The sequence below is a fragment of the Oceanospirillum maris DSM 6286 genome, assembly GCF_000422865.1.
Classification (GTDB): domain Bacteria; phylum Pseudomonadota; class Gammaproteobacteria; order Pseudomonadales; family Halomonadaceae; genus Oceanospirillum; species Oceanospirillum maris.
Window position 1 is genome coordinate 1 of the sequence record NZ_AUGW01000028.1, and the last position, 13579, is coordinate 13579.

The window sequence follows — 13579 nt, forward strand, 5'->3', positions numbered from 1 at the left end:
ACCAAAATGGTCTGACTTGCTGAAAGAACGAACGATAATCGGATACGCTCGATTACAAAGACTGAATCAATAAAGACGCAATACAGAATTAAGATCTCGATTGGCATCGATCTACAACTTTTTTGCTTGACGACAATAGCGTGTAGGAACCACCTGACTCCTTTCCGAACTCAGAAGTGAAACTGCTCAGCGCCGATGGTAGTGTGGGGTCTCCCCATGTGAGAGTAGGACATCGTCAAGCGCTTATTCTAAAAGCCCGTCTCTTCGAGACGGGCTTTTTTTATGCCTGGGATTATTTGAAGGGATAGTAAGATAAAAACCTGATACCAGTTCAATACTAGAATCAGGCTATAGCATAGGAAGATAGAAAGGGAAGGCTTATGTTATCGGTTTTTAACAAGGCACCCATTTTCTAATAATTTGCACTGATGTTCAGCTAAAGTCATCCAGAACTCTTTGTCAGGCTTAATCCCCATCGTTACTTCTAAATTTGGTGCCATTAAGAAAGGCTGATTCATTAAGCTTAAAAGGCTGATATGCAGCATTTTAGGGTCTAACTCTGGATTCAAGACGCCATTCTCCTGCATCTTTCTCAACATAGCCTCCATCGGGCGGCACTTTTCTCGAAAGCGCTGCTGGATAAAATCATCCTCCAACGGGCCATCTTCAAAGAGTAGACACTTTAGAATCACAATAATAAAGCCTGGGTACTCCGACATTAGAGAGTAATATTGCTGGAAAAAATCTGAGAAGCTCTCAGGAGGGTTTTCAACACCCTTTATGACTAGCTGATGAAGGGGTTCAAATGTTTCAATAAACATTGCCTGAAATAACCCTTCTTTATTACCAAAGTAATAGTGAATCATCGCCATTGTCGACTGAGCTCGTGATGCAATCTCACGGGTGGTTACTTGTTGATAATTTTTTTCAATAAAGCATGAGCGGGCCGCTGAAATTAGGTTTTCACGCACATTACGTGCACTCTTACTGGTCGGTCGTCCACGTTTCTTAGGTTTTACGGGCTTGAATTCTGCATTCATGAGTAAGTATCTTTTAATCAGTTGATTAAAAACTAGAGTAGAGTATTTGGACTAAAATGCAAAGGGGGTAAAATCCGTTATTATCGAACAATTTGATTGATTTAATCGACCAATCAATCAAGGGGTTAATTATAGGCATTATTGTTGGTATGGAATAATGAGATATAGAAAGAAAGCATAAAAAAACCGCACCCAAAGCAGTTAGTCAAACTGTTCGAGTACGGTTTTCAAATGAAGTTCCTAAAACGGCCTTCATTATTGATTAAGGTTAAACATCCAAGAAGTCTAAGATACCTTCAGCTGCTTTACGGCCTTCATCGATAGCAGTAACAACAAGATCCGATCCTCGAACCATATCACCACCGGCAAAAACCTTTGGGTTAGATGTTTGGTAAGGGAAGCGAGCTTCAGCCTTTGCTATAACACGACCACTGCTATCTATTTCAATGTTACTCTTCTCGAACCAATCGGCAGGACTTGGACGGAAGCCAAATGCGATAAGAATAACATCAGCAGGTATGATCTCTTCCGACCCAGGAATAATTTCTGCACTACGGCGGCCATTAGCATCGGGTTCACCCATACGGGTGCTGACCATTTTGATGCCTTCAACTTTATCTTCCCCAACGATAGCAACTGGTTGGCTGTTAAATAAGAACTTAACACCTTCTTCCTTGGCATTTTTAACTTCTCGTTTAGAGCCGGGCATGTTGGCTTCATCTCGACGGTAAGCACAGGTCACTGATTTGGCTTTCTGACGAATTGATGTGCGGTTACAGTCCATTGCTGTATCACCGCCGCCTAGAATGATGACACGTTTGCCTTCCATGCTGACATAGTCTTCAGGGGATTTTTCATAACCTAGGCAGTGATTCACATTAGAGATCAGGAAGTCCAGAGCAGCATGAACACCAGGAAGTTCTTCACCTGGTAAACCGCCGTTCATGTAGGTGTAGGTACCCATACCCATAAATACAGCATCATAGTCTGACATCAATTTTTCGATGGTAATATCGGTACCGACATTGGTATTGAGTTTGAACTGAACACCCATATCGGTGAAAACTTCACGACGGCGAACCATAACGTGTTTTTCTAGTTTGAACTCAGGGATACCGAATGTCAGCAGGCCGCCAATTTCAGGGTTCTTATCGAATACCACAGGCTTAACGCCGTTGCGTACAAGAATATCTGCACAGGCAAGGCCAGCAGGGCCTGCACCAATAATCGCCACTTTTTTATCTGTCCAAACAACTTTGGACATATCTGGACGCCAACCCATAGCAAATGCTGTGTCGGTAATATACTTCTCAACCGAGCCGATAGTGACGGCTCCAAAGCCACCTTCTCCAAGCGTACAGGAGCCTTCGCACAGGCGATCCTGAGGGCAAACACGGCCACAAACTTCTGGTAGCGAGTTAGTGCTGTGACACAGTTCCACCGCTTCCATGATGTTGCCTTCGGTGGCTAGTTTTAACCAGTTTGGAATGAAGTTATGCACAGGGCACTTCCATTCACAGTACGGGTTGCCACATTCTAAGCAGCGATGCGCTTGGGTTGATGCATCTATCGGCTTAAAGGGAGCATAGATCTCTTTAAACTGATTTTTGCGCACGCCTGCGGCGGTTTTTTTCGGGTCTTTACGACCCACGTCGATAAACTGGAAATCGTTGTTCAGTTGTTCAGCCATAGCAGCCTCACCTCATTCAAAGCCTAAATTCACAAAATCTGCGTTGTTGAAACCTTGGTGCACTGAATCGTTAGAACCCTGATTACTCAGGGCGCTGGCGAGTGCTATCGAGTAGGCTACCTAGGCTAGCTGCTTTAGGTTTAACCAGCCAGATATGACGGTAGTAGTCAGAGAAGTTCGTTAACATCTCTTGACCCCACTTACTGCCGGTTTCTTCAACAAACTCAGCGATTACGCTGCGCAGATGGTTACGGTAGGCTTCCATCGGTTCGGAGTTGATACGGTGAATGTCGACCAACTCATGGTTATATTTATCAACAAAGGTTCGATCCATATCAAGAACATAGGCAAAACCACCGGTCATACCTGCACCGAAGTTATAGCCTGTCTCGCCTAAAACCGTAACCAGACCGCCTGTCATGTATTCACAGCAATGGTCGCCCGCGCCTTCAATAACCGCATGAGCACCTGAGTTACGTACGGCAAAGCGTTCACCAGCCTGACCCGCTGCAAAAAGCTTGCCGCCGGTTGCGCCATAGAGGCAGGTGTTGCCGATAATTGAGGTCTTGTTTGATTCGAATGGGCTGCCTTTTGGTGGCGTTAGAATAATCTTGCCACCGTTCATGCCTTTACCAACGTAATCGTTGGCATCGCCTTCGATATAAAGGTTTAAGCCTTTTGCATTCCACACACCGAAACTTTGACCTGCTACACCAGACAGTTTCAAGGTAAGAGGGTGGCTCGCTAGACCTTTATCACCCCAGCGTTTGGCAATTTCACCGGATAGGCGGGCACCGATTGAGCGGTCACAGTTAGTGACTTTAAAGGAGAACTCACCGCCTTTACCGCTTTCTATGCAGCTCAGGGTTTCAGAAACCATACGCTCAGCCAAAGAGCCTTTATCAAACGGTTCATTACGGGCAACTTGACATGTTTGCGGCGCACCTTCAGGTACAAAATCGTTGTGTAACAAATTGCTAAGATTCAGATTTTGAATCTTAGCCGGTGCCTCTTCATCGCTGATAGCGGTCAGTAAGTCGGTGCGACCAATGAGATCTTCGAATTTACGAATGCCCATTTCTGCCATGATTTCACGTACTTCTTCAGCCACAAATCGGAAGTAGTTTTTAACCATTTCGACGGTACCGATGAAATATTCTTCACGCAACTGTTCGTTCTGAGTGGCAACACCGGTGGCACAGTTATTCAGGTGGCAAATACGCAGGTACTTACAACCCAGTGCGACCATTGGGATGGTGCCGAAGCCAAAGCTTTCTGCGCCAAGAATAGCGCCCTTGATCACATCCAAACCTGTTTTTAGGCCGCCATCAGTCTGAAGGCGAACTTTATCGCGCAGATTGTTGATTCGTAGCGCCTGATGAACCTCAGGTAAGCCCAATTCCCACGGAGACCCCGCGTGTTTGATTGACGTTAATGGGCTGGCCGCTGTGCCTCCATCGTAACCTGATACCGTGATGAGATCCGCATAGGCTTTGGCTACGCCTGTGGCGATAGTGCCAATACCCGGCTCAGATACCAGTTTTACCGAGATCAAGGCGTCAGGGTTAACTTGCTTCAAATCGAAGATTAGCTGGGCTAAATCTTCAATAGAATAGATATCATGGTGTGGCGGCGGAGAGATCAGAGTGACACCCGGTACGGAGTGACGCAGGCGTGCAATAAGAGCATTGACCTTACCACCTGGTAGCTGACCACCTTCACCGGGTTTAGCCCCTTGAGCGACTTTAATCTGCAAGACTTCCGCATTTACCAGATAGTGTGGTGTCACACCAAATCGGCCAGATGCGATCTGTTTGATCTTAGAGTTCTTCAGGGTGCCAAAGCGAACGGCATCTTCACCGCCTTCACCGGAGTTTGAGCGACCACCCAGTTCATTCATTGCCTGAGCTAGCGCTTCATGAGCTTCCGGTGATAAGGCGCCTAGAGACATAGCCGCAGAGTCAAAGCGACGTAAAATTGACTCTGCAGGTTCAACTTGGCTTAAGTCGATAGGATTTGAAATTTTGTTGATGCTTAACAGGTCACGTATGGTTGCTGCTGGACGTTCATTCACCAGTTTGGAAAAACGTTTAAAAGCATCATAGCTGCCGGTTTGAACCGCTTCCTGTACCGCCTTCACCACATCTGGGTTGTAGGCATGATATTCACCGCCGTGAACATACTTTAGCAAACCGCCTTGACCAATTTTCTTACGTGGGTTCCATGCAAGAGTTGATAGCATCTCTTGTTGCATCTGGAAGTGAGCAAAGCCCGCGCCCTGAATACGTGATGCTACGCCCTTAAAGCAAAGGTCGCAGACTTCATCGGATAGGCCAACGGCTTCAAAGAGCTGCGCACCACGATAAGATGCAATCGTTGAAATGCCCATTTTGGATAGAATCTTAAGCAGGCCCTTTTGAATGCCGCGACGGTAGTTCTCACGGATATCAACAGGATCGCCTTGTAATTCGCCGGTACGCTGTAGATCTGCCATTACGTTGTAGCTTAGGTATGGATAAACAGCAGTTGCACCAAAGCCAAACAGAACAGCCATCTGGTGAGAGTCGCGAGCCAGACCGGTTTCAACGATTAAGTTAGAGTTACAACGTAAGCCTTTAGATCCCAAGTGCTGGTGTACGGCACCTGTTGCCATCAACGAATCGATTGGCAGCTTGCCTTTTTCGATCTCACGGTCAGATAGCACCAAAATCACTTTACCAGAACGAACCGCTTCTTCAGCTTGCTCACAAATAGTGATGATGGCTTGCTTTAAGCCGGTGTCTTCAGGGTTGTACTGCAAGCTAAGGAAGTGAGATGGAAAGCCTTTCTCATCCAAGTGTTGCAGGGTTTTGAATTTGCGTGGAGACAGAACGGGTGTTGTTAATACAATACGGTTAGCGTGATCAATGCTGTCTTCAAAAACATTTAGCTCGGTGCCTAGACAGGTTTCCAAGGACATGACGATCGCTTCACGAAGAGGGTCGATAGGCGGGTTGGTTACCTGAGCAAACTTCTGGCGGAAGTAATCGGTTGTTAAGCGGTTTTTACGGGATAATACGGCCATAGGGGTATCATCACCCATGGAGCCAACCGCTTCTTGTCCTTGTTCTGCAAGAGGGCGTAGCACTTGATCGCGTTCTTCAAAGCTAACCTGATACATCTTCATGTGAGCTTGAAGGCTTTCTTGAGACATCGGCTCAAAGTTAGGGCCTTGAATCTCACCTAAGGTTGATTCTAAGAAGGTTGCTTTCTCACGCATCCACTGTTTGTAAGGATGGGCTGATTTTAGACGATTATCGATATCATCACGGTGCATTACTTCGCCGGTTTGGGTATCAACAACCAACATATGGCCCGGTGCAACACGGCCTTTGGCGACAACATCTTCTGGCTGGTAGTCATAAACACCAATTTCAGATGCCAGAGTGATGTAACCGTTTTTGGTGATAACCCAGCGAGCAGGACGTAAACCATTACGGTCAAGCATACATACCGCATGGCGACCATCGGTAAGTACAAGACCGGCTGGGCCATCCCAAGGTTCCATGTGCATGGAACTGTACTCGTAGAATGCGCGTAAATCTGCATCCATGGTGTCGTTGTTCTGCCATGCGGGCGGAATCATCAGACGAACAGCTTTGAATAGATCCATGCCGCCTGTGAGCAATACTTCTAACATGTTATCCATACTGGATGAGTCCGAACCTGTGGTGTTAACCACTTGGTCGATCTCATCAAGATTTAGGGTTTCACTGTTGAAGTTGCTTTTACGAGCATTAGCCCAGCTACGGTTGGCTTCAATCGTGTTGATTTCACCATTGTGAGCAAGGTAGCGGAACGGCTGAGCCAGAGGCCATTTCGGAGCGGTATTGGTAGAAAAGCGCTGGTGGAAAACACAAATAGCGGTTTCTAAGCGTTCATCGTCTAAGTCCTTGTAGAACTTAGGCAGATCGGCTGGCATAACCAAGCCTTTATAGGAAATTACTTGCGAGGAAAGACTGGCAACATAGAATTCGCTGTCATCTTTCAGAGCCATTTCAGCTTTACGGCGTGCGATAAATAACTTAACAGCCAGTTGCTGGGGGTTGAGTCCCGGAGCATCAATAAAAACTTGTTCAAACTGCGGAAGGCAATCTAAGGCCATTGGGCCGCAGACCGAGGTATCAATAGGAACTTGACGCCACCCAATGACGCTGAGGCCTTGAGCCTTGATTTCGTTATTCAGAGCGATGCGGGCATTGTCAGCCTTCGCTTCGTTCTGAGATAGAAAGACCATACCCACGCCAAAGTGTTCAGAAAGATCAGCTGAAAACTGCTCTTTTGCAATGGTACGTAAGAAGGCATCGGGTTTTTTCAGCAGCAAACCACAGCCATCACCTGTTTTACCATCAGCCGCGATACCACCACGGTGAGTCATACAGGTTAGTGCTTCGATCGCTGTCTGCAATAAGTCATGGCTTGCGTCGCCATTCATGTGCGCGATTAAGCCAAAACCACAGTTATCCCTAAATTCATCAGGATGATACAGACCAGTTCTCATAAAGCTAACTCTCGCTAGTACAAAAAATCGTTGTTGTCCGCCTCTGAAACTTCTAGTTTTGTCTTTTAATTTATTGAGTAAGCATCTTCCGTTAGACAGGGTTTCTTAGAGGCAAAGGGATAGGGATTCTACACAGCTAAAGGGATAATCTCAAATATAAGACAGGTTTAGGGGTGAGATATGGTGCTGAATTGCGGTGAAAAGGCGGGGAATATGCGTCTAAAGTCTAAAATAAAAGACCGCTTTAGGCACCTTTGAAAGTACATTTAAAGCGATCTTTTGTTCTGCTGATTTACGTTTAAAGCGACCTTACTTTTTCCGAATATCGGATTGAACGCTTGCCATGCTTCTAGCCCATGGTTTGCGGTCTTTAAGCGGTTTGGCTAGCGCTGGAATACTTGCAATAGCGGCGTCTCGATTATCAAATTTGCCATAGATAACCACAAACCAAGGCTTGTTCTGATAAATGGTTTCAAAGTAATGCACATCTTTTTTACTACTTAATCCATCAATAAAACGAATGGCATTGGCTTCAATATGACTGCCGAGTAGTTGAAGGGTATATAAATTGCTTTTTAGGGCGAGAAGTTCATTTTCTTGCTTGTAGGGGCTGCTAGGTTTTGCAGGCGCTGTTTTTTCTTTTGCTATCGGTGTTTCTTTAACCGGAGGTTTCTCTTTGACAGCAGGCTTCTCAGTAGGTTTTTCAGGTGTTGAGGCGGCAGCGGTTTCTTTTGTAGGTTCCGCTTTAGGTGTCGTGGTTTTTTCCGCTGATTCGGGCTTATCTGGGGCTTGCGTCGTTTCAGGCACTGCAACCGTTTTAGCTGGAGCTGTATCCATGCCAAGAAGTGCTGCATCAGCGTCACGTTTGCTCTGATCATCGCTAACAGGTTCGTCGTCTGGATAGACCGGCTTGATGATGGTGATCGCCTGTTCTTCTTCTGATTCCGCTATCTTAGCTGCGGCCTCTTCTGCCTCGGCCAGTGTTTCTTCTGTTGGGCGAGATAGGCGATTGAGATCCGTCAGTGGCGTGTTCTCTGCAATCTCAGGCTCTGATTGCATACTCATTAGTTCATCTTGGTAAAGATAAGCCGCACCGAGTAACGCTGCGACAATGGATAACGCAGCAACATGCCAGAGAGGAATCGAAGCCCGTTTAGCTTTTGCAGGCTTATCCGCCGCATTAGCTGCCGCTTTTCTCTGTGCTCTTGGTGATGGTTTTTTATCGGCTTTAGGCTGAGCTGATGCCTTAGGCGAAATGCTGGCGACTTTCTTTAAACCCGCAGGATCGCTTAGAGCAAGATTCGCCATGGCGTTGATTTGCCCCGGTACACCACCGCCAGCACGAATAATATCCGCTTTTTGGTGCTCACTAATTTGATCCAGTAATCCCGCTGCACTTAAGCGGTATTCAAGATAAGACCATGACTCTTCCGTTGTTAGCGGTTGAAGGGCGAGATGGTGGCCAATAGCATTAAAGCGCTCTTTAAGGCGAGAGCCTTGCAGTACCTCTATGAGGGAGGTTTCGCCGAGCAATAAAATATGGGGACGCTTTTGATCATCGTCATCGGATAGAAGGATGACCATTAACTCAAGGGTTTCAGGGCTTAGTAAGTGAGCGTCATCAACAATGATTAGGCTGCTATTGCCTTCACGATGCAGTTGGCCGAAGTGCTGCTTGAGGCGTAATAAATATTGGTTCAGATCGCTATTGCTATCAAGGCCCAAGTCTAAGCTTTGGTTGAGCGCCTGCATAAAGGGTTGGGGCTGAATGACCTGTTCGGTGTTGAGTTCACTGATCTGAACCCCTGCATCCATGCCCTCAAGCACCTTACGCTTGATAAGACTCTTACCTGAACCTTGTGGGCCAGTGATTGTGAGCAAAAGGCTACTATAACGGCTCAAGTGACCAATGAGTTCAATAACCTGAGCGTGTTGCTGAGAGGGAAAAAACAGAGACTCCTCTACCACACCATCGGTGACTGAAGGGGTGATATTTGTAAAGGAGAAATTATCCCCAGGCATACCGGAATCCTTATCGTTTCTGTTTTTTCCAAACATAGGTTTTTAATCCCACTTTTCTCATTCAAAGGTTCGACTAAAAGGTATCAAATAGAATTGCTTAGCTAACCCTGAACCCTTGATAATAGGCGGTTATAAATGGGACTGGAAGCCTAAAATATTAAAAAATACCAAGTTTTTTTCCTGCTGTTAGGGTTTGTTGCAAATTTTCCTTGGAAAATGAGCTTGTAACACAGGCTGACCCTAAAGAATTGAGTAATACAAGGCGCAAATTACCATCAAGCACTTTTTTATCCACTAGCATGTGGCTAATAAAAGTTTTAGCGGACATATTCTCAGGAGGAACAACGGGAAGATCAAAGGCCTGTAAAAGCTGCTTTGTGCGCTGATTGTCTTCGGCGCTAATCCAGCCTTCTCTATAAGATAAATCGGTGGCCATCAATAAGCCTGTAGCGACAGCTTCACCGTGAAGCCAGTTACCATAGCCTTGCTCTGTTTCAATGGCGTGACCAAAGGTATGACCAAGATTTAGTGTGGCTCTAATGCCACCTTCTAGCTCATCTTGAGCGACCACATCGGCTTTATTTTGGCATGAACGATAAATGGCTTCCTTGAGTGCGCTGGCTTCTTTTTGTTTTAAAGGCGTGACATTACTTTCTAGCCAGCTGAAAAACTCAGGGTCACGGATTAAACCGTATTTGATAACTTCTGCAATACCTGCAGCTAGCTCACGGTCTGGTAGGGTTTGTAGTGTATCGGTATCCGCTAAAACCAATTGTGGCTGCCAGAACGCGCCAATCATATTTTTACCCAGAGGGTGATTGACGCCTGTTTTTCCGCCGACAGAGGAATCAACTTGGGATAATAGCGTGGTGGGAACTTGAATAAAATTAACACCTCGCTGATAACTGGCCGCCGCAAACCCTGTCATATCACCAATAACACCGCCACCTAGAGCGATAAGCGTACAAGTGCGGTTAAAACGTTGCTCTAAAAGGGCATCAAAAATGGTATTAACGTGATCAAGAGTTTTATAAGCCTCGCCATCGGGAAGGATGACCTCGGCGACTTGAAAATCATCGGCAAGGGTGTTTTTTAATGCCTCTAAATAAAGCGGGGCGACCGTTGTATTACTAACGATCATCACCTGATGACCATGAATATGAGGTGCGATAATATCTAATTTTTGAATTAGCTGGCTACCAATATGGATGGGATAGCTGCGGTTGCCTAGGTCAACATTCAAGGTTTTCATGATTTAACACTCACAAATCTTTTAGCTTTTTAATGATTAGGCGGACAACACTCTTAGGCGATTGCCTGTCGGTTTTGATGATGATATCCGCCGCTTCACGATACAGAGGGTCACGTATTGAGAACAGGTTGGTTAAGACCGCTTTAGGGTTATCATTTTGCAGTAAAGGGCGGTTTTTATCTTTTGCCGTTCGCTGCAACTGCTGTTCTATCGTGGTATGCAAGTAAATAACAGTACTGGCTTGGCTAATGGTTAGTCGGTTTTTAGCGCGCATAATGGCGCCGCCGCCCGTTGCTAATACCATAGGGCCTTGCTCTTGTAGAAGCTCTATAATGGTGTGTGTTTCACGTCGACGAAAGCCTTCTTCACCCTCAACATCAAATATCCACGGGATGTTGGCACCGCTGCGATCTTCAATCTCTCGGTCGGAGTCGAAAAATGGCAGGCCAAGCTCTGCCGCAAGCAGTCGGCCAATGGTGCTTTTACCGGCGCCCATTGGGCCGACCAATACAATGTTATGGTTATAATGGTTATGGTTATAGTGCATCGCGTTATGTGCTGAATGAATCGAGTCAGTTCAGGCTGATGTTATTCTCGATCAGCCTGGGCGTAATAAAGATCAGTAATTCTACTTTTTCCTGTGACTTTTCGGAACGACGGAATAGAGCCCCTAAAAGTGGTATATCCCCAAGCACAGGTACCTTAAAATTCTGATCAAAGGTTTCAGAGGTGTAAATGCCACCTAAAACAATGGTTTCTCCATTGTTGACTAAAACCTGAGTTTCGATGGCGTTGGTATCAATAGCCGGTGCGCCATCATACTCTTGATTGCCCAAGGCATCCTGTGTAATTTTGAGATCCATGATGATGTGTTCATCTGGAGTGATCTGTGGCGTTACTTCAAGCGCTAAAAGAGCATCTTTAAACGCAATTTTTGTTCCGCCAGATGATGACTCCTCTCGATATGGAATCTGCTTACCTGATTTTATCAGGGCTTTGCGTTTATTAGCCGTAATTACTTTCGGTTGAGAGATAATCTCTCCTTTTCCTTCACTGGCTAAGGCCGCTAACTCTAGATCAACTAAAATACTGGCGTCAGCATAGCCAAGTGCAAAGGTACCTGTACCAGGATTTATATTGGTATAGGCTCCAGAGCCTGCTGTCAAATCTACGGCTAAACCGTTGCTTCCAATTGCAGCCGTACCGGCGCTAAGAGACGCATTGCTACTACCTGTCCAGCGAACCCCAAGCTCACGGCTTAAATTGCTTCTTGCAATCACAATACGGGCTTCAATGAGTACCTGCTGCATAGGAATATCGAGCTTATCGATCAATGCCTTTATGGCCTGTAAGGAGCTTGGCACATCTTGCAATAAAAGCGTATTGGTTCGCTCATCAACGAGGGCACGGCCTCGCTTAGACAGTAAGCTGTGATGGCCTTCTCTACCATTAATGATGGCGGCAATATCATGGGCTTTGGCGTATTTAACTTGAATAAATACGGAGTTAAGGCTGGCAAGGTCACGGCGTTCCTGCTCAGCCATAAGCATTTTTCGTTCACGCTCTGCTAGCTCATCGACTGGAGCCACCATTAAAACACTATCCAGCTGGCGGCTTGCAAGTCCTTTGCTTTCTATCACCAGATGTAAGGCTTGATCCCAAGGTACATGCTTTAATCGTAGTGTTATCGTACCTGTAACGCTGTCACTTGCCACAAGGTTGAGTCCAGCGGTGTCTGCAATAATTTGGAGCACGGTACGAGTATCAATATTTTGAAAATTCAGGGAGAGTTTTTTACCCGTATAAGGATAGGGTGATGAAGAAGGAGTAGACGACGGAGACAGCGATAGAGGTGGAAGAGGCGGAGAGTCTACTCCTTGTGGTGTTTGAGTCGCCAGTGATGGGCTTGCTGCGATAATAATATTTACGGTTGAGCCTGTTACGTGAGTTTGAAAAGAAACTGGATTTTTCAGCGTGATAACCAAACGGGTGCGGTTTCCAGCTTGCACTCCGATAATACCTTGTATTTGAGGGTGATTGTACGGGACTCTATTTTTAGGCAAATGACTTTTTGTATTAAACAGGTCAACGATGATGCGTGCGGGATGACCTGTTTGATAGCTCTGAACGTTTGATGCTGGATGGCTTAATTGAAGAGTGATTTTTGTTTGATGGTCTTCCGTGCTCTGTATTTCTACGTGTTCTAAGCTAGATTGACCCTCAGAAGCGGTCTGAGCCAGAGTCTGGGAAGAGAAAGATAGCACCGTGAGGATAGCTGCGAAAAAAAGGCTAAAGATCGGCGACTGCTGATAGAGGGGCGCAGGGTAGCCCTGTGTATTATTTATCTGTGATTTCATCCTTGATCACCATTAATTTAAGCTGTTTTGGGCGCTTAATCCAAACGCCTTGTTCATCCTGAACGCTCTCTTCGATAAAGACTGTATCGCTTTGTATCTTCGTTACTCTACCAAAGTTCTGCCCTAGATATTGGCCTACAATGACTGTCTTGATATCACCTTGCCCGCTGTCAATGAGCGCGGTAGGGGACGCTTCGTCAAAATACTGTAGCGTGCCCACTAATATCAGTGTTTCTAACGGTTGATTTTCTAGTGATGTTTTTTCACGGCTATTATCAGATTGCTTGTGTTGTCTAGGATGTTTGTTCGATGCAGGTTTTTCGTGGGATATTGATGGCTTGGTCGGCTCTGGATGTTTGGCGATGGAGGGAGGTGCTAATACCTCCGGGTCAAAGCTGAAGGGGTCTCGCAGATGCTTGCTTGTATAGGTTTGCCTATCTTGACGCAGCCTTTCCGGTAGCGATTCTATTTGGCCTGATGGGCGAAGACGTATGTCGGCCAGTCTTTTTTCTAGCGATGCGTTTGGCGTATCGCTTTTCCCGATACCCCCATTATTTATATCGCTACTGCTTATATCATGATTATCACTGTTACAGCCGCTCAACAACAAGAGGAGGCTGATAGATGCATAATAAGCTATCGTGGATGTTATCACGGAGAGTTGTTGTCTAATCATTA

The 13579-nt window shown here is 45.9% G+C and carries 8 protein-coding genes and 1 rRNA gene; 1 reads left to right on the forward strand and 8 read right to left on the reverse strand.

Annotated elements, in window-relative coordinates; translation table 11 throughout:
* Positions 1 to 125: 125 nt before the first annotated feature.
* Positions 126 to 241: ribosomal RNA gene (gene rrf, locus G517_RS0111190) — 5S ribosomal RNA — on the forward strand.
* Positions 242 to 383: 142 nt separating this feature from the next.
* Here the strand turns inward: rrf and G517_RS0111195 are convergent.
* From G517_RS0111195 to G517_RS0111230, 8 genes are all read right to left on the reverse strand, one after another.
* The gene (locus tag G517_RS0111195) at positions 384 to 1040 is read right to left on the reverse strand and encodes a TetR/AcrR family transcriptional regulator (protein WP_028304483.1); all 657 of its coding nucleotides are present in this window, start codon (positions 1038 to 1040) and stop codon (positions 384 to 386) included.
* A 268-nt stretch (positions 1041 to 1308) separates the two neighbouring features.
* Positions 1309 to 2730: an FAD-dependent oxidoreductase gene (locus tag G517_RS0111200; RefSeq protein WP_028304484.1), complete on the reverse strand. Its 1422-nt coding sequence runs from the start codon at positions 2728 to 2730 to the stop codon at positions 1309 to 1311.
* Positions 2731 to 2812: 82 nt separating this feature from the next.
* Entirely contained in the window at positions 2813 to 7270 is a 4458-nt protein-coding gene (gltB, locus tag G517_RS0111205) for a glutamate synthase large subunit (RefSeq protein ID WP_028304485.1), read from the reverse strand.
* 309 nt (positions 7271 to 7579) lie between these two features.
* Positions 7580 to 9292 (reverse strand): AAA family ATPase, encoded by a 1713-nt coding sequence (locus G517_RS0111210; RefSeq protein ID WP_028304486.1) that lies wholly within the window; start codon positions 9290 to 9292, stop codon positions 7580 to 7582.
* A gap of 157 nt (positions 9293 to 9449) precedes the next feature.
* Positions 9450 to 10544 (reverse strand): 3-dehydroquinate synthase, encoded by a 1095-nt coding sequence (aroB, locus tag G517_RS0111215; RefSeq protein ID WP_028304487.1) that lies wholly within the window; start codon positions 10542 to 10544, stop codon positions 9450 to 9452.
* A gap of 10 nt (positions 10545 to 10554) precedes the next feature.
* Entirely contained in the window at positions 10555 to 11091 is a 537-nt protein-coding gene (gene aroK / locus G517_RS0111220) for a shikimate kinase AroK (protein ID WP_036591300.1), read from the reverse strand.
* Between the two features lie 25 nt (positions 11092 to 11116).
* Positions 11117 to 12901 (reverse strand): type IV pilus secretin PilQ, encoded by a 1785-nt coding sequence (locus G517_RS18830; RefSeq protein ID WP_051206337.1) that lies wholly within the window; start codon positions 12899 to 12901, stop codon positions 11117 to 11119.
* Positions 12882 to 13577, reverse strand: a complete 696-nt coding sequence (locus G517_RS0111230) for a pilus assembly protein PilP (RefSeq protein WP_028304489.1) — start codon at positions 13575 to 13577, stop codon at positions 12882 to 12884. Before G517_RS0111230 ends, G517_RS18830 begins: the two co-directional genes overlap by 20 nt.
* Positions 13578 to 13579: the final 2 nt, after the last annotated feature.